Source organism: Promicromonospora umidemergens (assembly GCF_024171995.1).
Classification (GTDB): domain Bacteria; phylum Actinomycetota; class Actinomycetes; order Actinomycetales; family Cellulomonadaceae; genus Promicromonospora; species Promicromonospora umidemergens.
The window spans coordinates 45234-67563 of the sequence record NZ_JAMTCT010000009.1; the positions used below are offsets into that span (position 1 = coordinate 45234).

The window sequence follows — 22330 nt, forward strand, 5'->3', positions numbered from 1 at the left end:
AAGGAGCGCGTTCCATCCGGTCTTGTTCGAGGAGCTGTCCCAGATGCCGACCCTGCGCATCTGCTGAGCAGACGGCGAGTCGTTGCGGTCGTCGACCATCGGCGTAAGGAGCAGCTGGGCCAGGACCGCCGGGCCGTTGCGGTCACGTGCCATCAGAGTGACGCCTGCCGCGAGGTCACCGCCGGCGCTCGCCCCACCGACGACGATGCGTTCGGGTCGATGTTGAGCTCCTCGGCGTGATCCGACACCCACACCAGACCCGCGTAGCAGTCCTCGACGGGACCCGGGTGGGGTGTCTCGGTGCGAGCCGGTACTCGACCGAGACCACGGTCATGCCCGCCACGAGACATGGGCTCAACTGCTGCCGAGCGGCTCGGCGGCGAGCCAGCGTTGAACGAATGCGCGGCCTTCGGCCGTCAGCCGGTACGGCTGCTCCATCATTCCCGGCGTTACGAACATCGCGGACTTCCTAGGCAACGGCTCAAGGAATCCGTCCCGAATGAGGTACATGAGCAGGATCTCTAAGTTGCCAAGGAGATCGATCGTGTCCTTGTCAGGTCGATCCGCGAAGTGGAGCAGCACGCGGCGTTCCAGGTCTCCGTACCGCTGGCTAATGACGCTGAGGTTCGCCTTGTACTGCTTCATTGCTTGCCGATCGATCGGCGACCTGGGGGCGTCGTACCGAGCGTGGCATGTTGGGCATAGTGCAATGAGGTTGTCGAACGAATGGTTCTTGACGACTGACCACGGCACGATGTGCGCGAGCTCGACGGGCACCTGTCGGCAGGTAGGAATCGCGCATCGATGACCAGCCTCGACTAGGAGGTCGCGCCGCATATGCGCTGGGATGTCGTCGCGACCGGCTGCCATGATCCGAAGGTATCCGAGGTCACCTGGATGTACCTCCACCTAAGCACTGGGTGCACGCCGGTGACCCCGCCACCGGATACGCGGCCACGGGCGACAATTTGCCACGACCCGTCCTGCGTCGAGGCGAGCAGGGGGACCGCTGCACGGATAGGTGACGGACGGATGGGGGCTGAGCACGGTCGACCCACGCCGTGCTCCTGACAAGCGCCGGCCACGCCAGGCTCTGACCTGCGGAAGTGCATGTGGGGCGCTACGATGAGAGCCGATCCAGCAGGGTGTGCTTTCCATTGGGTGCTGAGTCGAGCAACAGGAACACACCCGCGACTCCCGGCCGGGCGCGTCGGGGGAGGGGGGGTCGGCGTCCGACTCGGCGCATCGCGCGATCCGATGTCGGACCGGAACCCCGACGTCGTGAGAGTCATCTCGCCGGACGAGGCACTGCACCGTTTGTTGAACCACTCGGACCGAATCAGGAGATCGGCACGGCGAAGGTCGCCAGGACGCTTGGCCTCATCAACGCTCGTCGTTCTGCAATCTGTGCTCCGCTGGCTCTTGGCGTAGTGTCCATCTGGCGCCGCAACCTCGCGACGCCAACATCATCAGAACCCGCCGCTGTCGAGCTGATCCTCATCGGTGGGGGAGCGGTAACGCAGCTCTGATTCCCCCATGGTTCCCCCACAGCCCTCGGGCTGATAGCGAACCAGCAGGTCAGGGCAACAATGCACAGTTCAACGTCTGAAGCCCAGCATTCTCGGGCCCGGTCGGGTCTATCGACGAGGTTTCGGCGCCCAGGGGGTCTAACGCTCTGATGGTCCCGTTCCTGAGTGCGAGCTCTTGGCTTGGGGGAGCGGAACAGAATTGGCGCCGCGGACGCTCGCCGCCGGAGACAGTTGGCTGACACGGTTCGTGACACAGTTGCCCGCCTCCGTGCCCGCCTGACACGCGGAATGACACACTTGCAGCACCCATCGACGCTTACGGTTGCCCACTGTCGCGTCGGCGTGGCACTCTGGGTCTTCCAGTCCGGGAACGGCGGAATTTAGCCGTTCTGGCCGTCCAACTCGGCCGACAGCACGGATTCGAAACGCGCCTCGCGAGTGACAACGGCGGCTTCCTGCGGAACAGAAGATGTTCCGCCGCAAGTCCGGCTGATCCTCGGTGGAGGCCGCTGACCTGGTATCTGGCCAGGTCGGCGGCCTTTGTCGTGTCCCGTGCCGTACCTGGGGAAAGCGCGGTGCGACTTGGTCGGCAGGCGATCCGGACGGCCACGTCAGGCTATTCTGACCACCACCTGGTCCTGTGCCCCCGTCAGTAGGGGCATCGGCCGTACGACTCAGCCCCCAGAGGACCCCCGTGAACACCAAACCCGGCCCCGGCCAGCCGCCGATGGACAACGATATTGAGAAGGCGCTCGCCGGAGGTGCCAGGCAGCCGGTCGGGCGGTACCGGCTCGACCTGGCGACAGGCGAGTGGGCCTGGTCGGACGAGGTCTACGTGATGCACGGCTTCGAGCCGGGTGACATCGTGCCGACGACGCCTCTCATGCTCGCGCACAAGCACCCCGACGACCGGGCCCGGGTCGACGGTGTCCTGCGACGTGCGGCCGAGACAGGGCAGCCGTTCAGCTCGGTGCACCGCATCGTGGATGCCGCAGGCAGGACCCGCACGCTGGCCGTGACCGGTCAAGGGCGGCGTGATCCCACGACGGGCCGGGTGACCGAGCTGTTCGGGTACTTCATCGACGTCACCGAGTCACATCGTGAGGCGGCGGCGCGTGAGGCGACGGCGTCGATCCAGGCATCGGCGGAGCGGCGGGCCGATATCGAGCAGGCCAAGGGCGTGCTCATGGTCATCTACGGTCTGGCCGAGGAAGCGGCGTTCGACCTCTTGCGGGAGGCCTCCAACCAGACCAACGTGGCCGTCCGGGACATCGCGTACTCGCTGGTGAACCTGTTCTCCGGACCGGACGTCACGGAGTTCCCGACAACTGAGGCGATCGACAAGTTCCTGGCCGACCCGGTCCTGCCGAACGACATCTGACCAACGGTTCCGGCGGTGCGGCAGCGTGGGGGCTGCCCGGCCGATGCTCAGCGGCCGGTGTACGCGTCCGCGTGGTCGGGCGTGGGTGGGATCGGCTGGATCACGTCGAGCAGCACGCCGTCGGGTGCGGCGACGATGAAGTGCCGCTGCCCGAATTCCTCGTCCCGGAGCGGCAGGAGCGTCTCGAGGCCGGTGCGGCCTGTCAGGCGGGCGTGGACCTCATCGACGTCGTCGACCTTGAGGTTCACGACCACACCTAGCGGTAGCGCACGGTAGCCGTGCGGGACCGTGGTGTGGTCGTGGGCGAGCAGCGCGAGCTCGAACGTGGGTGGCTCAACGGCCGGAGAGCTTGGCCGCGCGGGACGCGGCCCACCGTGTGCTCGACCAGCTGTTGGTGGCCGTCGTCAGCTGACCCGCGACCTTGCACGCCGGGCACATCGCCTGGCAGGACAGCCCGCGGCTCGCGCCGGCGGCGGATCTCGTGAGTCGCTCCGAGGTGTATCAAGGAACCGGGATCGACGACTCCCGCGTCACGATCCGGCAGGGCAGCTCCTCGATGCCGGACGCCGCACGCCCCTCGATCGCCTCGAACAGGCGTCGCGCGGCGATCCGGCCCACCTGCTCCAGGTTCATGTCGACGCTGGTGAGCTGCGGCCGGGTGTTCGTCGTCAGTACCGCCCAGTTGTCGAACCCGATGACCGAGATGTCACGCGGGACGTCCCGCCCCGACTCGCGCAGAGAGTCCAGGACACCCCTGGCGATCTGGTCGCTGCCGCAGAAGAAGCCGTCCACGTCCGGGTACTGGTCGAGGATCATGCTGGCCACCCCGCGGCCCCAGCCCTCGCTCCACGACCCGAAGAACGTGCGCCCTCCCACGAGCTCCAGGCCGGCGTCCCGCATGGCCTGCTGCGCCCCGCTGGAGCGGTCCTGGGCGGCCTGGTAGGAAGCGTCGCCCGTGACGTGCGCGATCCGACGGCGGCCGCAGGCCAGCAGGTGGTCGATCGCGAGGCCGCCCGCCTCGACGTTGTTGGCGGTGATGGAGATGTCGGCCGGGTTCTCGGAGGGCGCGTACGCGTAGACGACGGGCACGGGGAGGTCACCCGTCAGTGGTGGCCGAGGATCGGTCCGGGACCCGACGACGATCAGCCCCTCGACCCGGCGGGACAGCAGAGCGCGGATGTGGTGCTGCTCCCGGATCGCGTCGCCACGGGCATCGCACAGGAACACGGAGACCTGGCCGGCGCCGAAAGCGTCCTCCGCGCCCATCAGCACGGGGATCGAGAAGCGGCCTTCCAGGTCGGACGTGAGCAGGCCGACGGTGCCGGTCCGGCCCTGGAGCAGTCCGCGCGCCACCGCGTTCGGAGCGAACGAGAGCTGCTCCGCGGCTTCCAGCACCCGGGTGCGGGTCTCGGCGCGGACCTGGGCGCGACCGTTGATGGCCTTGGAGGCGGTGGCGATCGAGACCCCCGCGAGGCGGGCGACGTCGGTCAGGGTGGCGGTGCGCGGGGTCTCGGCCGAAGCCATGGCTTCCTCCTGGAAAGTCGATGCCGAACCTTACCGAAAAGGTGTAACACAATCGTGACGGCTGTTCGTCCTTGACGTGGTGTGGCGCCCAGTCTACTGTCACAGAAAGCCTTTTCGGGCGGTTTCGGCAATGGAGCGCCACCGCTCACCAACCGGCCGACTGACGACGAAGTCAAGGAGACTGATGATGGCTACCCACCGCAGGGCGAGCGCGAGGCTCGTTGCCTCCTTCCTCGCAGCAGGGCTGGCGAGCACGGCGCTCGCCGCCTGCAGCGCGTCGGACGCGAACGGCGGTACGCAGGAGGCGGAGGTCACCGCCGAGGGCGTCGACGACGGCACGGAGCTCACGCTCTGGACCCGTGCACCGCTGGAGCAGCAGGCGAACCTGCTCGTCGAGGCGTACAACGCGTCGCACGAGAACCAGGTCGAGCTCACCGTCGTTCCGAACGACGACTACGTGGCGAAGGTGGGCGCAGCAGCGGGCAGCGACAGCCTGCCGGACCTCTTCGCCGCCGACATCGTGTACGTGCCCAACTGGGTGCAGCAGGGCCTCTTCGCCGACGTGACCGACGCCGTCGGCGAGCTGGACCACGCCGACCAGATCAACAAGGGCCACCTCGAGGGAGGCACGCTGGACGGCCGGCAGCACGTGCTGCCGTTCGTCCTCGACGTGTCGGTCATGTTCTACAACAAGGACCTCTACGAACAGGCCGGCCTGGACCCCGAGCAGGGTCCGACGACGCTGGCCGAGTTCAGCGACCACGCCAAGGCGGTCGACGGGCTCGGCGGCGACGTGTCCGGCACCTACTTCGGCGGAAACTGCGGCGGCTGCCTCGTCTTCACGTGGTTCCCCCAGGTCTGGGCCGGGGGAGAGGACGTGATGAACGCCGAGGGCACCGAGTCGCTGCTCGCCGGCGACGCCGCGCAGGAGGTGTACGGCGTCTGGCAGGACCTCGTGCAGTCCGGCGCGGTGGGCGAGGGGTCGAAGGAGGAGACCGGCGCGACGTGGACCGGTCCGTTCCTCGAGGGCGAGGTCGGCGTGATGCCGTTCCCCGCCACCATGCTCGCCACGGCGGACGAGGCGCTCGGTGAGGTGGGTGTCGCCCCCATCCCTGGGCCCGACGGCGGGGCGTCCACCTTCGTGGGCGGCGACGGCATCGGCATCTCCAAGGACTCGGAGCAGGCCGACCAGGCGTGGAACTTCATGTCCTGGCTCATGTCGGAGGAGGCGCAGGTCGAGGTGCTCGCGAAGAACGGCGACGTCGTCTCGCGGGGCGACCTGGCCGAGAACGAGTACTCCGCCAAGGACCCACGGGTCCTGGCGGTCAACGAGATCGCGTCGGAGGGCCGCACGCCCCTCGCGATCAACTTCCAGCAGGCGTTCAACGCTCCTGGCAGCCCGTGGGTGACCATGGTCCGCAACGAGGTGTTCGGCGAGGGCGGCGCCGTGGAGACGGACAACGAGGAGATCACCGCGGTGCTGGCGCAGTAGCCGCCCGCAGACGTCCGTCTGCGTGGTCCCGCCGCCGGAGAGGCCGGCGGGACCACGTACCGAAGTGAACGAGGAGCCACCCCGTGCCCGCGAACCTTTCAGTCCGCCCGTCCGTCAGACCCGTGAGAACCACCAGACCCGCCCTCGCCGCCGTAGCGCGGCGCCGGGCGCTGCACGGCTGGGCCTACGCCGCGCCGACCGCGGTGCTCGTGATCGGCCTCTTTGTCATCCCCGTCCTGCTCGTCGGCCAGATGTCGCTCTCCGACTGGCCGTTGCTGTCCGGGAACCAGGGGGTCAACGCACCACAGAACTACCTGGACGCCGTCGGGCACCGGTACTTCTGGGACTCGGTGGTCTTCACCGTGAAGTACACGGTGATCGCCACCGTGCTGCTCATCGGCCTCGGCCTGGGCTTCGCGCTCCTCGTGCAGGAGTCGAGCCGCTGGACCGCCGTGCTGCGCACGTCGATCCTGGTGCCCAGCGCGCTCGGGCTGGCGTCCGCCTCGCTGCTCTTCTACGCGCTGTACTCGCCACAGGTCGGCCCGCTCTCGCCGGTCCTGCAGACGCTCGGCCTCGCCGACGGCCCGGTGACCTTCCTCGGGACGCCGGACAGCGCGCTGTGGTCCACGGTGTTCCTCGTGGTCTGGCGGTTCGCCGGCTTCTACATGCTGCTGCTCATGGTGGGGCTCCAGGGCATCCCGCACGAGGTCCTCGAAGCCGCTCGGATGGACGGCGCGAACCGCTGGCAGACCTTCGTGAGCGTCACGCTGCCGCTGCTGCGCCCGTCGCTGGCCCTCTGCACGGTCCTGTGCGTCACGGGTTCGCTCCTGGCCTTCGACCAGTTCTACATCCTGACCAAGGGCGGGCCGGACAACAGCACGCTCACGGTCGTCCAGCTCATCTACAACGTGGCCTTCCAGGGCCAGAACGACCTCGGCGTCGCTGCCGCGCTGTCGATCGTCGTCCTGGTCGTGCTCGTCGTCGTGAACGTGGCCCAGCTGCGCGCCATGCGCACCGGCCGGGAGGACTGACATGACCATGACCGCACCCGCACCGACCTCCGCCCGCCCGCAGCCCCGCCGGCGCCCTGTCGCCCCACGGGCTCGCCTCGCCGGGATCGCTCTGCGGACCCCGTACTGGGTCCTCACCGGAGCGCTCGCCCTCGTCTTCGTCTTCCCGCTGATCTGGGCCGGGGTCGCGTCGGTGGCGCCGCAGCCCGGCAGCAGCCAGGTCGACGGCTGGGGCTTCGGCAACTACGTCACCCTGATGGAGTACCAGGCGGGGCTGCCCCAGTACCTGCTCAACTCCACGCTCGTGTCCGGCATGACCGTGCTCTTCACGCTGACGGCGTCGGTGCTTGGCGGCTACGCGTTCTCGCGCTTCCGGTTCCCGGGCCGGGACGTGCTGTTCCTGCTCACGCTCGCCATCCTCATGGTGCCGTACGCGACCCTGCTCATCCCCCTGTACGTGATGCTCAACGCCGTAGGCCTGCAGAACACGCTGGTCGGCCTGTCGCTCGTGCTCACGGTGTTCCAGCTCCCGTTCGCGACGTTCATGATGCGGATCTCCTTCGACGCCGTCCCGCGGGAGCTCGACGAGGCGGCGCTCGTGGACGGCTGCTCGTCGTTCCGCGCCCTGCGCACCGTGCTGCTGCCCGCGGTCAAGCCAGGGGTCATCACGGTCGGCCTGTTCGCGTTCCTCGCGGCCTGGAACGACTTCGTCGCGCCGCTCATCCTCATCTCGGACTCCGACAAGATCCCGCTCCCGCTGGCCGTGGCGAACCTCCGTGCGCAGGTCATGGGCATCGTGGACTACGGAGCCACCGAGGCGGGCGTCGTCGTGATGGCCCTGCCGTGCGTCGTGCTGTTCCTCCTGCTCCAGCGGCACTACGTCCGCGGCTTCATGTCCGGGGCGCTCAAGGGCTGACCGTCCGTTACCCCCAGTTCGTCCGTCCACCCCTCTCGGAGGTCTCCGCATGCTCTTTCCGACCGGACACCGTGGCGCGGCCACGCCCGCGCCAGTCGTGCCCTCGACCGGGCGGCTCCAACCACTCGGCCTCGACCAGGTACGCATCACCGGTGGCCCGTGGGCCCGCCGCCAGGAGGTGAACGCCGCAGCCACCCTCGCGCACATCGAGCACTGGCTCGAGCGGGAGGGCTGGCTCGGCAACTTCGACCTGGCGGCTGCCGGCGGGCCGGCGGCGGGCCGGCGCGGCCGGGAGTTCAGCGACTCGGAGGTGTACAAGCTCCTCGAGGCCATGGCCTGGGAGCTGGGCCGACGGCCCGACGCCGACCTGGAGCACCGGTTCGGCGCGATGGTGCGCAGGGTCGCCGCCGCCCAGGAGCCGGACGGCTACCTCGGCACGAGGTTCGGCAGGCCCGGGCAGGAGCCCCGCTACACCGACCTGGAGTGGGGGCACGAGCTCTACTGCCAGGGCCACCTCTACCAGGCGGCCGCCGCACGGGCCCGCACCGGGCGCCCCGGCGACCTCCTGGTCGAGGTCGCGCGGCGCAGCGCCGACCACGTGTGCGCGACCTTCGGTCCGGACGGCAACCAGGGGATCTGCGGTCACGCGGAGGTCGAGGTGGGCCTTGCCGAGCTCGGGCGCGCCCTCGGCGAGCCGCGCTACCTCGCCCAGGCGGCGCTGTTCCTCGACCGGCGCGGGCACGGCGTCCTGGCCGACATCGAGTTCGGCCGCTCCTACTACCAGGACGACGTCCCGGTGCGCGACGCCGAGGTGTTCCACGGGCACGCCGTGCGGGCCAACTACCTGGCCGCCGGCGCGGTCGACGTGGCGGTCGAGACCGGGGACGAGAAGCTGCTCGACGCCGTCGCCGGGCAGTGGGCTCGCACCCAGGCGCGCCGGACCTATCTGACCGGCGGGCAGGGGTCGCACCACCAGGACGAGGCGTTCGGCGACGACTGGGTGCTGCCCCCGGACCGCGCGTACTCCGAGACGTGCGCGAGCGTCGGCTCGGTCATGGTGTCGTGGCGGCTGCTGCTCGCGCGCGGCGGCGCCCAGTACGCCGACGCGATCGAGCGTGCGCTGACCAACGTGGTGGCGACCTCCCCGGCCCACGACGGGCGGTCCTTCTTCTACGCCAACACGCTGCACCAGCGGGTCCCGGCCGAGCACGTGGCCACGGACGAGGTGAGCAAGCGCGCCGAGGCGTCGCTGCGCGCACCGTGGTTCGAGGTTGCCTGCTGCCCGCCCAACGTGGCGCGCACGTTCGCGAGCGTTGCCGCCTACGTCGCGACGGTCGACGACGGCGGGGTCCAGCTCCACCAGTACGCGCCGGCCGAGATCCGGGCGACGCTCCCGTCGGGGGAGCAGGTGGCGCTCGACGTCGTGACCGGCTACCCGGACGACGGCCGCGTCGAGGTGCACGTCGTGGACGCGCCGTCGGGCGACTGGACGCTCACCCTGCGCGTGCCGTCCTGGTCGCCGTCGGCCCGGGTACGGGTGGACGACGGGTCCGACCGCGTGGTGGGCCCCGGCTTCGTCGAGGTGCCCGGCCCGCGTTCGGGTGCCGTCGTGACGCTGGATCTCGACGCCGCCCCGCGGTTCGTCGTGCCCGACCCCCACATCGACGCGGTCCGTGGCTGCGTGGCGGTCCAGCGCGGCCCGCAGGTGCTGTGCCTCGAGTCGGTCGACCTGGACGAGGGCGACGGCGTGGACGACGTCGTGGTGGATGCCTCGGTCCCGCCGTGGGAGGTGGACGGCACGGTGTACGTCCGGGCCGGGATCCTCGGGGCGAGCGACGGCGGATGGCCCTACGCGGCGACGGACGACGCGGCGCCGCGGCCCCGGCCCGAGCTGCGCGACGTGCCGCTCGTCGCATACCACGACTGGGCCAACCGCGGCCCGGCAACGATGCGCGTCTGGCTACCTGCGCTCTGACCCCCGACACGGGTGGTCGGTAAAACGTCAGGAGATCGGCAACCCGAGTTGCCGATCTCCTGACGTCTTACCGATCACATCGGGTTAGCAGCTCACCCCCACGTAGGGAGCCGTGATCTCGCGGGTCACCGCGTCGCCGTCGACCTCGCCGGTGACCCGGACCGTGACGCTGTCATCCTCGACCTGCCCAGCGCGGGTCGCGAAGGACTGGTACGCGGCCTGTCCTGGCGCGACGGCCGTGACCTCGCGGGTGCCGTACGGCGTGCCGATCCGGACGTCCACCGCGCTGTCGTGGTCGTTCACCGCACGGACCGCCAGGGTGGCGCTGCCTGCCAGGCAGCGTGCCTCTGCGGTGACCGTCACCGCCGGCTCGGCGGGCCCGCCCGCACCCGGATCGTCGGCGAGCACTCGCCACTCGGTCGCCGCGACCGCCGAGTAGGACGTCCCGTCGCCGTTCGCGTGGATCGTCGCCCGCAGGCGTGAGGTCGTGACCGGCTCGAACGTCATGCGGTTGAGCTGGTCCGTACTCGTGCCGCCCGGCGACGGGTCGGCCACCGGCGCCCAGTCCTGCGCGGTCTCGTCCCAGTAGGACAGCTCCCAGGAGTCGGGCCGGGCCACGCCCGCGCCGGTGCCCTGCGGCTGGTCGGCCCAGAACTTGATCTCCGCGGCGGTCAGCCTGATCGGCCGGGGCCAGGAGTACTGGGCCCACCGGGTCGCCGGGTTGCTGCCCGACCACGTGCCCCAGAGCTGAGCCTGCGGCGGGCTCGCCGGGTCCAGCTCGTCGTTGAGCGCCAGCACCGAGTTCCAGCCGGCCGTGTACGACGCCGTCGGCGTGGCCAGCGGTGCGACGTTGCCGGTGAGTGGCCCGCTGAGGTCGGCGGGGATCGTGATCGTCCGGGCGGGCTCCGTGTTGCCGGCCCGGTCCGCGGCGCGGTAGCGCACGTCGTGGCGGTCGGTGTTTCCGGCGGGCACCGGCCCCTCGTACGGTTCGAACGCCCCGCCGTCCACCGCGACCTCGATGAGCGCGACGCCGGAGGTGCCGTCCGTGGCGGTCACCGAGACGGTGCGGGCCCGCTCGTCGAGGGCCGCCGTGCTCCGCGGAGCCGTCGCGTCGATCCGGACGTCCAGCTCGGCCGGCGGTGACACGTTGCCGGCGCGGTCGGCGGCCGCCGCCGTGACGGTGTGCTCGCCGTCGCCCGCGACGTCGACGTCGGTGTACCGGACGGGATCGGTGACCACAGGGTCGCCGCCGTCGACCGAGGTCGTGAGGACCACCCGGCCACCGCCGTCGTCGGTGCCCGCGACGCGGGTGCGTACCGCGGACCGGAACCACCCGTCGCTCCCGGCGCTGCCGATCGGGGTGAGGGTCACCTCCGGCGGCGTCTCGTCTCCCGCGGTGTCGGCCGGGTCGACGACGGTCACGGTGGTGGTCACACGGCCCGCGGCGTGGCCGAGCACCGAGCCCTCCACGGTGATCTCACCCGGTGCGGCCACGTCCTCGGCAGCGAGCGCGTCCCAGTAGGCAGGTACCCGGAGGGTGTGCCCGCCGGGGTAGGTCGCCGTGACGGTGCCCGGCAGCTCCGTCTCGCCCACCTCGACGGTCATCCGCTCCGGCGTCACGTCGTCGGCCTGCTCGGCCAGGACCTTCCACTCCTCGACGGCGACGCCGGAGTAGGTGGAGCCGTTGGTCGACGCGTCGAAGACCGCCCGGAGCTGGGTGGTGGTCACGGCGTCGAAAGACGTCGGCTGGAAGCCGGAGGTGCCGGTCGGGTACCCGTCGGCCCCCGGCACGTCCGTCCAGGCGTCCGCGTCGGCGTCCCAGTACTGGAGGCGCCAGGCGTCCGGGGCCGCCACCCCGACGCCCGATCCCTTCGGCTGGTCGTTCCAGAACTCGATCTGCGACCCGGACACCCGGACCGGCTGGTCCCAGGTGTACTGGACCCACTGCTGCGGCGGGTTGTTCCCGGTCCACGTGCCCCACATGTCCGGCGGCAGCGGGTTGGGGCGCACGATCTCGTCGTTGAGCGCCTTGATCCAGTACTGCGTCGGCACCGGGTCGTTCGAGACGGTGACGCGTGCCTCCTGCGCGATGTTCGCCCGGGGCGTGCGGTCGGGCTGCTTCGGCGGAGTGGTGGTCACCGGCAGCATCCGCGGCGGGTCCTGGGTGTCGTCCCACTCGATCGGGTCGATCGCCACCGAGCGCCGGAAGTGGTTGCCGCCCTCGGCGTCGGCCGTGTGATAGGCGATCCACCACTCGCCGTTCAGCTCGACGATGCCGGGATGGCTCGTCGTCGACGAGACCGGCGGGAGGACGGTGCCCCGGTAGGTCCACGGGCCCTCGGCCGACGGCGCCGTCGCGTACGCGATGCACGCGTGGTAGTTCGCGGGCGTGCACCGGCTGGTGGGACCGGCGTCGTTGCCCGCGTACGCCAGGTAGTAGGTGTCGTCGCGCTCGAAGAGCCACGGCGCCTCGAAGAACCCGGTGAGGCCCGTGACAGGCCGGACGTCGCCGACGGGGGTCTTCATGTCCTGCCCCAGCTCGACCTGGCGCAGGTTGCCGAAGCTGCCCCAGTACATGTGCACGCGGCGGGCTTCGCCCACGCCGTCCACCAGCACCGTGGGGTCGATGTTGTGGATCGTGTTGGGGGCCGGGAGCCGCTGGGAGACGATCGGCCCGCCCGCGTGGTCGGTCCAGGGCCCGGTGGGAGAGTCCGACACCGCCACGCCGATGCCGAACTTGTCGCTCGCGCCGCTGGCCGCCTCGTGCACCGGGACGTACCAGTAGTACCGGCGGTCGACGCCCTGCTGGACCTCGCCCGCGTAGGCACGCCCCGGCGTCGCCCACGAGAAGACGTCCTCCGGACGCATCAGCGACGGGTGGTGCGTCCACTCGCCGGCGTCGACGTCCGAGGTCACGAACGCGCCCCACTCGTTCATGACGAAGTCGTTGCGCGTGGGTCCCGCCTCGTCGTGGCCCGTGTAGACGTAGAGCTGGTCCGCGCCGGTTTCGTTGCCGGGCGTACCTGCCGGGACGACCACCGGGGCCGGGTCCGCCGAGTAGTAGCTCCCGTCGGCCAGGATCGGGTTCTGCGTGCTGGTGATGCCGACCGGATCGGTCGTCTGCGCCGTCGCCGGCACGGCCGTCACGGCGAGCCCGGCGGCGAGGACCGCCGCGAGGGCGCCTGCCGTGGCCGGCCTTCCTGCTCGGATCTGTCTCATGCGTGTTCTCCTGTCGTGGCACTTCGTCGTGGCACTGCCGCACTGACGCGCCGACCCTGCCACAGCCTGGTGCCGCCAACAATGGGTTTCGGTAGTTTTCGGCGTGTGCACGGGCCGCACGGGTGATCGTGCACCGAAAACACCGAAAACCATTGCCGGAGCCGCCGGGTGATGCTTCACTGGTCCGCGCCGGGCTCCTCGATGGCGAGCGAGCCGGCGGGAACCACCTGGCGGACACCAACGCGAGCCGGGGTGGGGAGCGCAGCGATGCGCAGCCTCCGCCCGAGCGGCGCGCCGTCCGTCCGACTGCCTGGCCGTCGACGGAGAGGACATGTGATGTCGGCACGAACACGAAGGGGCGCGGTCGCAGCCACCGCGGTGGCGGCGCTGGTCGCCTGCGGGAGCCTGGCGCTGCTGCCGCCCGCCGCTCATGCGGCGTCGCCGGTCCTGCCGGGGAACGAGGGCGACGTCGGCGTCTACACCGACGGGCTCACGGACTCCCTGGACATCGGAGACCCGGTGTACCGCAACCTCGATACCGTCGAGGCCGCGCTCGACCCCGGTGTCCCGTACACGGCTGACAGCATGTACCAGTCGATCTTCGACGCCGACGTCGCCGCAGGCGGCACCGACTTCTACCTCGACCGCGTCCTGGGCGTGAGCGGGACGGCGGGCAACGCCGTGCTGCAGACCCGCGGTCGCACGCTCTACCTGCGCGGCGGGTCGAGCTGGAGCACCATGGGCTTCGCGGGGAACGCGTTCGCCGGCGGGCCGAACAACCTTGGTGACCTCTACACGATCACGGTTCCGGGGCAGACCGTCAGCGAGGAGGGCGGCGCCAGGTTCAACGCGCCCAGCCACGCCAAGGCCCGGTACTCGATCGGCTCGACCGGGGTGACCGCGGACCTGCGCAAGCTCATCACCCACGACAACACCGCGCTGTCGGCGCTCACGTTCACCAATCCCGGCAGCAGCGACGTCACCTTCACCGTCCGCGCCCAGTCGCCGGTCGCCCGGTCGGCTGCCGACGCCGACGACGAGCTGACCGGCACGCGCACCCTGACCAGCGGCGCCAACAACGGGCTGGTCGACACGCCGTGGTCGTCCGTGACCGTCGGCCTGAAGGCCGATGGCTTCACCCGTAGCGGCAGCGCCCTCGACCGCGAGGTCACGGTCCCGGCGGGCGGGTCGATCGACCTGTCGGTGGTCGGCGGCCTCTACTCCGACGCCCTGCCCGACGGCGAGGCGCAGCTGCGCGACCTCGCGGCGATGGAACCCAGCGCCGCGTTCCGGACCGGCGTGACCGCGTTCAACGAGCGGTGGGCGGCGGACATCCCGTACATCGACGTGCCCGACCCGGCCATCGAGAAGGCGATCGTGTACCGCTGGTGGGGCGAGCGGTACAACAGCCTGGACGCGAACGAGCCCGGCTACGTGTACCAGTACCCGACCACCATCGAGGGCGTGCACCTGTACCAGAACTCGGTGGTGCTCACGCAGCCGATGCATCTGCAGGACACCAAGTGGATCCGTAACCCCTACCTCGCGTACGGCCAGGTCCTGAACGTCGGTGAGCTGTCCGGGTCGTCCGCCCTGCTCGACAGCCCCGGGCACACGAGCTGGAACAACCACTACTCCCAGTACCTCGGCACGGCAGGGCTGGAGGCGTACAACGTGCACGGCGGCGGCCCCGACGTCGCCGAGCGGTTCGCCCACTACTTCGAGCAGGACGGCGTGGGCCAGCTCGAGCACTACGACGGGAACGACGACGGCCTGATCGCGTACGACACCAACTACATGCCGGGCAACGACTCGGACGCGATCACCTTCGGCTACCCGAAGGCGAACGCGGGCGCTCCCGGGGCGCGCACGATCGAGCGGCCGGAGTCGGCGTACGTGTGGGGCGCGTTCGACGCGGCAAGCAAGCTCTACGAGATCGCCGGCGCGGACCCCGCGAAGGTCTCCGGTACGGCCGCAGAGGCGGACCGCATCCAGCAGGCGGTGCTCGACAACCTCTGGAGCGAGGAGACCCAGATGTTCCTCGCCGGCACCTCGCACGGGGCGACGTCGGCGGCGTCGTCGGGCGGCAGCGCGAACCCGCTGCCCGAGGCGGAGCGGGACCTGATCCCGGCCAAGGAGTCGAACCTCTACGACGTCTACGCGCAGAACCTCATCCCGGAGGACGAGTGGGAGAAGTACGTCGACGGGTTCCGGTTCCTGCGCTACGGCGACAACTTTCCGATCTTCCCGTTCTACACGGCCAACCAGTACGACCGGGCGAAGTTCGACATCGGTGGTTCCAACAACTTCTCGAACATCAACTTCACGGTCCAGTACCGCGGCGTGCGCTCGGCGCTGCGCCACTACGACCCCGAGCAGCGGTACATCACCCCGGAGTACGCGGCCAAGCTGCTCGACTGGATGGCATGGAGCATCTATCCGAACGGTGACGCGCGCGTGGCCAACCAGGCCGAGTACTACTCGGGCTGGGACGCGGAGACGAAGACCTACAACCGCAACAACCCCAACCACGTGATGCTCGGCAACATGAGCTACATCTTCGTCGAGGACATGGGCGGCCTCCAGCCGCGCTCGGACGACAGACTCGAGCTCTCCCCGATCGACCTCGGCTACGAGCACTTCATGGTGAACAACCTGCGCTACCACGGTCACGACGTGTCGGTCGTCTGGGACCCGGACGGCACGCACTACGGTCTCGGCGCCGGCTACTCGCTATTCGTCGACGGCGAGCGCAAGGTGTCCGCCGAGAAGATCGGCGCCTTCGTGTACGACCCGGCCGCCAACGAGGTGGTCGAGGCCGACGCGGGCATCGGCGCCGTCGTCGTCGCCGACCAGGGCACCGACCTGCCGACGGCGGTCGACACCCCGATCGAGGACGAGCGCGTCGTGTCGTACCTGAAGACGGCGGGCATCGACCTCACCGAGGAGTCGGCGAACCTCGCCGAGGGCGCGACGTTCAGCTCGTCCGCCACCCAGGACGGCGCCCGCCCGACGCCGTGGCGCAACTTCCACACCCCCGGCTACTCCGGCAGCTCGATGAACCACACCCCGGGCGCGATCGCGGCCACCGAACGGCCCGTGTCGCTGGACGCCGTGACCGACGGCGTGACGGCGAACGAGCCCTATTGGGGCAACCACGGGACCGACGGCGACACCGGCTACGTCGAGCTCGACCTCGGCGAGCCGGTGCCGGTCGACAATGTCAAGGTCTGGTTCGTCAGCGACCGCCAGGAGGGCGGGTACGCGCAGCCGCAGCGCTACTCGATCCAGGTTCCGGACGGCCAAGGGGGCTGGACGGCCGTCCCTGAGCAGGCCAAGGCACCGAAGGTCCCGGGGCCCAAGCTGAACGAGGCGCTGTTCCCGACCACCACGACGGACCGCGTCCGGGTCGCCTTCACGAACGCGTCCGGCCACTGGACGGCGATCTCCGAGATCCAGGCGTTCGACTCCGGCCGGCCGGTGCCTCCGGTGGTGAACGACCCGCCGTCGGTCAGCGCGACGTTCGACGACAGCGCGGACGGCAACCTGTCCACGCAGCTCGTGGCCACCGCCACCGACGACGGGCTCCCGGACGACGGCGAGCTCACCTACGGCTGGGAGACCGTCTCGGCGCCCGACGGCGCCGGCGTGATCTTCGCCGACGACGGCGCGCTCACCACCCGGGTGACCGGCACCGTCCCGGGCGAGTACGTGTTCCGCTTCCGCGCGACGGACGGAGAGCTCACCACCGCCAGGGACGTCACGGTGACGCTCGCGGAACGCGAGACGACCGCCGAGTTCGGGCGGCTCGCCACGATCACGACCAGCGGCGCCTCCCCGTGGGAGAACCCGCAGCGGGTCAACGCCGAGTCGACGCCGGCGAGCTCGAGCCCCGGCGCGGGCAACGGCTGGGGCACCTGGGGCCAGGCACAGAACGGCACGAGCCAGGCGCAGGCCGCCTGGATCCAGTACGCGTGGAGCGCGCCGGTCCAGGTCAGCTCGACGGACATCTTCTGGTACGACGACACGGGCGGCACCAGGACCCCGCGCGCCGACACCTACGCCGTCGAGTACACGACCGACGGTGAGACGTGGAGCCCGGTCACGCTCGCGGACGGGGAGTCGTACGGCGACGCGCTCGCCCGGAACGAGTACAACCACCTCGCCTTCGAGCCCGTGGAGGCGAGCGCGCTGCGGGTCAGGATCTGGGGTGTGCAGACCGGCGGCGCGGGGACCGGCGTCCTGCGCTGGCGCGTCAACGGCGACACGGTCGACTCGGTGGCGAGCCCGGTGCTCCTGCGGACCACCACCGGCGTCGTCCCGGAGCTGCCCGCGCAGCTCGACGTCGTCTACTCGGGCGGTACCCGCGGGACGCTGCCGTTCACCTGGCAGGAGATCACGCCGGCGATGGTCGCCGAGACCAACGTCGAGCCGTTCGTGGTCCACGGCACCAACGCCGAGTACGGGCTGCTCGCCGAGGCGCGGGTGTACGTGCGACCCGAGACGGCGCAGGACGGCATCGCCATCCAGGGCGCCGAGAAGTTCGAGCGCGAGGTCCAGGTGGGCGAGCTGCCGGACCTGCCCACCCGGGTGGCCGTGTCGTACAACGACGGGTCGCGCGACAACCAGGCGATCGGCGTCGTGTGGGACTTCGACGAGTCGGTGGTCCAGGAGCCGGGCGTGCACGTCATCACCGGGCAGCTCGTCCTGCCCGACTACGTGAGCGAGGCGGGGACCACGCAGACCACGCTCACGCTCACCGTGCTGGGCGACCCCGCCGAGGGACCGGCGGTCACCGCGACCGCCGAACCCCGGTGCCTGGCCGGCAAGGTGACGCTAGCGGTCCGGGCGGTCAACGACGAGGACGGCCCGCTCGACGTCACGCTCGCCACCGCCTTCGGCACCAAGGAGGCCTCCGGCGTCGAACCCGGCGCGGCGGCCTACCAGTCGTTCGCCGCCCGCGCCGGTTCGGTCGACGCAGGGACCGCGACCGTGACGGCGGACGACGGCGCCGGCCGCACCTCCGAGACGAGCGTCGACTACCCCGCACTCACGTGCGGCTGACGGAAGGGACCACCATGCACGGTTCACCAGAGACCCCCGGCGTCTCGCGCCGGTCGCTGCTCCGGATCGGAGCAGCCGGCCTCGCCGGGGGCGCGACAGCCCTCGGCCTCGCCGGCGGGGTGGCCTCGGCCGCCCCGCCCGTGGCGGCGCAGCAGGCCGCCGCACGCCTGCCACGCCGCTACCTGCGCCTGCTGGACCGGTCCGCCGTCTCCGACCGGTGGCTCGCGACACCGTTCCCGCTCGCCGACGTCACCCTCGCGCCGAGCGTCGCCACCCGGTCCCAGGACCAGCTCCTGCACCTGCTCCGGGTCTATCCGGTGGACCGGGTCCTCGCGGTCTTCCGCCGCAACGCCGGCCTCGACACGTGGGGCGCCAACCCGCCCGGCGGCTGGGAGGGCTTCGGCCACGAGAACGAGGAGGCCTGGGGGCCGGACGACTACCCGGGCCGGGCCGACGTGCAGACCGCCAACCTGCTGCGCGGGCACTACGGCGGGCACTTCCTGTCCGCGCTCGCGCTCGCGTGGGCCTCCACCGGCGAGCAGGTGTTCAAGGACAAGGTCGACGAGGTGGTCGCCCGGCTGGGCGAGGTCCAGGCGGCGCTCGCGGCGACGGGCCGGTTCAGCCACCCCGGCTTCCTTGCCGCGTACGGGGAGTGGCAGTTCAGCCAGCTCGAGAAGTACGCGCCGTACGGTGAGATCTGGGCTCCCTACTACACGTGCCACAAGATCATGGCCGGCCTGCGGGACGCCTACCAGGTCGCCGACAGCGACCAGGCGCTGGAGATCCTGACGCCGATGGCGGACTGGGTCTCCGGCCGGCTCGACCCGCTGCCCGCCGACCAGCTGACGCGGATGTGGGGCATCTACATCGCGGGCGAGTACGGCGGCATGAACGAGGTGCTGTGCGACCTCGCGGCGATCACGGGGGAGGACCGGTACCTCGCCACCGCCCGGAAGTTCGACCTGACCCCGCTGGTCGACGCCTGCGCCGAGGGCACAGACACCCTGAACGGCAAGCACGCCAACCAGCACATCCCGCAGTTCCCCGGCTACCTCAAGGCCTACGAGCAGACGGGCGAGCAGCGCTACCTCGACGCCGTCACCGGGTTCTGGGGCATGGTCGTGCCCGGCCGCACCTACGCGCACGGCGGGCACGGGGAGGGCGAGCTGTTCGGCCCGCCCAGTACCGTCGCCGGCGACATCGGGGCCCGCAACGCCGAGACGTGCGGCACCTACAACATGCTCAAGCTGTCCCGGCTGCTGTACCTGCACACGCTCGACCCGAAGTACCTGGAGTACTACGAGCGCGGCCTGCTCAACCACATCGTCGGCTCCAAGCGGGACACGCAGTCCGACACCAGCCCCGACGTCACGTACATGTACGGCGTGAATCCCGGCACCCGCCGCGAGTACGGCAACACCGGCACCTGCTGCGGCGGCACAGGGCTCGAGAACCACGTCAAGTACGCCGACACCGTGTACCTCCGGTCCGCCGACGGCACCGCGCTGCACGTCAACCTCTACCTCGCCTCGACGCTGGACTGGCCGGAGCGGGGCCTGCGGGTGGTCCAGGAGACCGAGTACCCGAAGGCCGGCTCGACCCGCCTGACGTTCGAGGGCTCCGGCGAGCTCGACCTGCGCCTGCGCGTACCCGGCTGGGTGCGCAAGGGATTCACCGTCCAGGTCAACGGCGCGGTCCAGGACCTGGACGCGGTTCCGGGCACCTACGTGAGCATCGCCCGCACCTGGGCGTCCGGCGACGTGGTCGACGTCGACATGCCGTTCAGCGTCCGCGCCGTGCCGACCGTGGACGACCCTGCCGTCCAGAGCATCGAGTGGGGCCCGACGGTCCTGCTCGTGCGGGACCCGGCCACGAGCTACCTCGACATCTCCCTCTACAGCCACATGGGCCTCGACGGCACCCCTGACAGCGCATTCGAGGCCACCGGCGACGGCTACTTCCGGCTCGGGGACCGCGTCCTTGAACCCGCGTGGTCCGGCAACCACACCACGTACCACATGTACGTGCGCCGCACGGAGCCACGCGTCGTGTTCGCGGGCCTGGACAGCGGGGTGGCGAATGCCGCCCGCCCCGACGGCACCACCCTGCTCGACGCCGTCTGGGCCGACGGCGGCTTCGCCACCCGGGGGGACTTCCTCGCCCGCGTGCAGAGCACCACCGAACAGTTCACCGACCAGGGCCTGATCAGCCGGCGCGACGCCCAGCGCGTCCTGCTGACCGCGGGCAAGGCGAGGATGGCATGACCACACCACGCACAGCCGTCGCACGCCGCGCGACCTCCGTCCTCGGCGCGCTCGTCCTCGCCCTGACCGGCCTGAGCTCCGCGGTCGCGGTGCCGTCAGCTGCTCCGACGACGGCCGCCGGAGCCACCGCGGCGGAGCCGGCCAACGTCGCGCTCCTCGCCACGCCGAGCGCCAGCTACACCGCCTCCTGGAACCGCGTCGCCGCCGTGAACGACGGCGCGGGCGTCAGCACCGGCGGGTCGCACGAGGACACCTGGGCGACCTGGGGCGAGGACCCGCGCCCCGCGCGCCAGTGGCTCGAGCACACGTGGGAGGTGCCTGTCCGGGTTGACCGGTCGGCCGTGCGGTTCTGGTCGGACGGGACGGAGCCCAACGGCGACAACGTGCGCGTGCCCACGTCCTGGACGATCCAGTACTGGGACCAGGACGCCGAGGCGTTCGCTGACCTGCCCGCGCCGAGCGGCTTCCCCACGGACCGCCTAGGCCTGAACGAGACCAGCTTCGAGCCCGTCACGACCACCCGGCTGCGGGCCACGTTCCAGGCGCTCGCGGGCGGCCCGGAGGAGACCTACTCGGCGATCGCGGTGTCCGAGTGGGAGGTCTGGGGTACGGGCGGCGTCGTCGAGCCGGACCCGGAGGACCCGTTCGGCCCGATCGACCACACACCGGTGCACGTCCCGACGCAGGTCGGTGTGCTGCCGGAGCTACCAGCACGGATCGACGCCGTCTACGAGGATGGCCGGGTCGTGCGGGTCGCGGTGACCTGGGCGGACGTGACGGCGGACGACGTCACAGAGGCCGGGTCCTTCCCGGTCTCCGGCACGTCGCCCGACCTGGTGGAGCCGGTCGAGGGCACGGTGTACGTCAGGGACGGCGACCCAGGCCCCGTTGCCGCCGTCGACAACGTCGCGGTGGTCACCCTCGCAGGGACCGCGCCGCTGCTCCCGCCGACCGCCACAGCTCAGTACGAGGACGACTCGCGCGACAGCCGCATCCCGGTCACCTGGGACGACGTCGACGCGGCCGGCTACGCGGCGGCGGGCGGCATGTTTTTCGTCGCCGGCGACGTCGAGGGCACGGACGTGCCGGCGGAGGCCGTGGTGTTCGTGCTCGAGCCGGACACGGCGGGGGACACCACCCCGCCTTCGGTCACCCTGACCGCAGAGCCGGTCGCCGCGCCGTCCGGCTGGTACGTGCGGCCCGTCACGGTCACCGTGCGGGTGAGCGACAACCGGGACCCGGAGCCACGGGTCGAGGTGGCGGTCGACGGCGGGGAGCCGGTCCCGTACACGGGACCGTTCGCCCTGGACGGCGACGGCACGCACACCGTGCGCGTGCTGGCCACGGATGCGGCAGGCAACGTCGGCGAGGCGCAGCGGGACCTGCGGGTGGACACCACGGCGCCCGTGACCACCGCGAGCGTCGAGAACCTCGGTTCGAGCGTCGAGATCACGCTCGAGGCCACGGACGGCGACGGTTCCGGCGTCGACCGGATCCAGTGGGAGGGGCCGGGAACGTTCTGGGGCACCTACACCGGGCCGTTCACCCGGACGCTGACGGACACGGAACAGGTCATCGAGTTCGCGGCCACCGACGCGGCGGGCAACCCGGAGGAGCGCAGGTCGCTGACCCTGCCCGCCGCCGGGGCCGAGCTGCCCGTGACCGCAGAGGCCTCCGCCCGCTGTGTGGCGGGCACCGTGCATGTCGCCGTCCGGGCGGTCAACGCGTCGGACGTCCCCGTCGACGTCGTCCTGACCACCGAGCACGGCTCGCGCGAGGTGACCGGCGTCGAGCCGGGCGACAGCGCGTACCAGTCGTTCGCGACCCGTGCCGCGGCGGTACCGGAGGCCACCGCGTCGGTGACCGCCACCGGCACGGTGGACGGCTCCGCCGTCACTGTCCGGCACGACCTGGCGCTCGCCGCGCTGTCCTGCGTCTGACCAGAAACCACGGAGA

12 protein-coding genes and 2 pseudogenes are annotated in these 22330 nt (G+C 71.0%); 8 read left to right on the forward strand and 6 right to left on the reverse strand.

What is annotated here, in order from left to right:
- Positions 1-57: 57 nt before the first annotated feature.
- The 3 genes and pseudogenes from APR04_RS31315 to APR04_RS31320 form a co-directional block, all read right to left on the reverse strand.
- A pseudogene (locus APR04_RS31315) lies at positions 58-252 on the reverse strand (alpha/beta hydrolase fold domain-containing protein); the annotation flags it as partial.
- Between the two features lie 102 nt (positions 253-354).
- Complete coding sequence (locus APR04_RS15565; RefSeq protein WP_253871720.1) at positions 355-645, reverse strand: hypothetical protein; 291 nt, start codon at positions 643-645, stop codon at positions 355-357.
- A gap of 39 nt (positions 646-684) precedes the next feature.
- Positions 685-870: pseudogene (locus APR04_RS31320) on the reverse strand (HNH endonuclease); the annotation flags it as partial.
- Between the two features lie 1353 nt (positions 871-2223).
- Between APR04_RS31320 and APR04_RS15570 the strand changes: the two are divergent.
- Positions 2224-2910, forward strand: a complete 687-nt coding sequence (locus tag APR04_RS15570; protein ID WP_308292358.1) for a PAS and ANTAR domain-containing protein — start codon at positions 2224-2226, stop codon at positions 2908-2910.
- A gap of 47 nt (positions 2911-2957) precedes the next feature.
- On the opposite strand, the gene APR04_RS15575 is transcribed toward APR04_RS15570, so the two are convergent.
- On the reverse strand, positions 2958-3158 hold the full coding sequence (locus tag APR04_RS15575; RefSeq protein ID WP_253871722.1) for a VOC family protein: 201 nt from the start codon (positions 3156-3158) through the stop codon (positions 2958-2960).
- A gap of 253 nt (positions 3159-3411) precedes the next feature.
- Complete coding sequence (locus tag APR04_RS15580; RefSeq protein WP_253871724.1) at positions 3412-4434, reverse strand: LacI family DNA-binding transcriptional regulator; 1023 nt, start codon at positions 4432-4434, stop codon at positions 3412-3414.
- Between the two features lie 187 nt (positions 4435-4621).
- Between APR04_RS15580 and APR04_RS15585 the strand changes: the two genes are divergently transcribed.
- From APR04_RS15585 to APR04_RS15600, 4 genes are all read left to right on the forward strand, one after another.
- Positions 4622-5926, forward strand: coding sequence for an ABC transporter substrate-binding protein (locus APR04_RS15585; protein WP_253871727.1), 1305 nt, complete (start codon positions 4622-4624; stop codon positions 5924-5926).
- Between the two features lie 122 nt (positions 5927-6048).
- Complete coding sequence (locus APR04_RS15590) at positions 6049-6957, forward strand: carbohydrate ABC transporter permease (RefSeq protein ID WP_253871729.1); 909 nt, start codon at positions 6049-6051, stop codon at positions 6955-6957.
- A gap of 7 nt (positions 6958-6964) precedes the next feature.
- Positions 6965-7852, forward strand: coding sequence for a carbohydrate ABC transporter permease (locus tag APR04_RS15595; RefSeq protein ID WP_372496123.1), 888 nt, complete (start codon positions 6965-6967; stop codon positions 7850-7852).
- Between the two features lie 49 nt (positions 7853-7901).
- Entirely contained in the window at positions 7902-9827 is a 1926-nt protein-coding gene (locus APR04_RS15600) for a glycoside hydrolase family 127 protein (protein ID WP_253871733.1), read from the forward strand.
- An 84-nt stretch (positions 9828-9911) separates the two neighbouring features.
- Here APR04_RS15600 and APR04_RS15605 read toward each other — a convergent pair whose 3' ends face one another.
- Complete coding sequence (locus tag APR04_RS15605; protein ID WP_253871735.1) at positions 9912-13046, reverse strand: family 43 glycosylhydrolase; 3135 nt, start codon at positions 13044-13046, stop codon at positions 9912-9914.
- Between the two features lie 336 nt (positions 13047-13382).
- Here APR04_RS15605 and APR04_RS15610 point away from each other — a divergent pair, with 336 nt between their 5' ends.
- From APR04_RS15610 to APR04_RS15620, 3 genes are read left to right on the forward strand one after another with little or no spacing between them, the layout of a single operon-like run.
- Positions 13383-18110 carry a galactose-binding domain-containing protein gene (locus APR04_RS15610; RefSeq protein WP_253871737.1) on the forward strand — a complete coding sequence of 1576 codons (4728 nt, stop codon included), beginning with the start codon at positions 13383-13385 and terminating at the stop codon, positions 18108-18110.
- A gap of 14 nt (positions 18111-18124) precedes the next feature.
- On the forward strand, positions 18125-20374 hold the full coding sequence (locus APR04_RS15615) for a glycoside hydrolase family 127 protein (protein WP_253871739.1): 2250 nt from the start codon (positions 18125-18127) through the stop codon (positions 20372-20374).
- Entirely contained in the window at positions 20371-22314 is a 1944-nt protein-coding gene (locus APR04_RS15620) for an Ig-like domain-containing protein (RefSeq protein ID WP_253871742.1), read from the forward strand. The genes APR04_RS15615 and APR04_RS15620 overlap by 4 nt, the downstream gene beginning before the upstream one ends.
- Positions 22315-22330: the final 16 nt, after the last annotated feature.

What these genes read in the sequence shown, in the direction of transcription:
- APR04_RS15565 (WP_253871720.1), bottom strand. Translation starts at nt 645, where the DNA reads ATGAAGCAGTACAAGGCGAACCTCAGCGTCATTAGCCAGCGGTACGGA.
- APR04_RS15580 (WP_253871724.1), bottom strand. Translation starts at nt 4,434, where the DNA reads ATGGCTTCGGCCGAGACCCCGCGCACCGCCACCCTGACCGACGTCGCC.
- APR04_RS15585 (WP_253871727.1), top strand. Translation starts at nt 4,622, where the DNA reads ATGGCTACCCACCGCAGGGCGAGCGCGAGGCTCGTTGCCTCCTTCCTC.
- APR04_RS15595 (WP_372496123.1), top strand. Translation starts at nt 6,965, where the DNA reads ATGACCGCACCCGCACCGACCTCCGCCCGCCCGCAGCCCCGCCGGCGC.
- APR04_RS15600 (WP_253871733.1), top strand. Translation starts at nt 7,902, where the DNA reads ATGCTCTTTCCGACCGGACACCGTGGCGCGGCCACGCCCGCGCCAGTC.
- APR04_RS15605 (WP_253871735.1), bottom strand. Translation starts at nt 13,046, where the DNA reads ATGAGACAGATCCGAGCAGGAAGGCCGGCCACGGCAGGCGCCCTCGCG.
- APR04_RS15610 (WP_253871737.1), top strand. Translation starts at nt 13,383, where the DNA reads ATGTCGGCACGAACACGAAGGGGCGCGGTCGCAGCCACCGCGGTGGCG.
- APR04_RS15615 (WP_253871739.1), top strand. Translation starts at nt 18,125, where the DNA reads ATGCACGGTTCACCAGAGACCCCCGGCGTCTCGCGCCGGTCGCTGCTC.
- APR04_RS15620 (WP_253871742.1), top strand. Translation starts at nt 20,371, where the DNA reads ATGACCACACCACGCACAGCCGTCGCACGCCGCGCGACCTCCGTCCTC.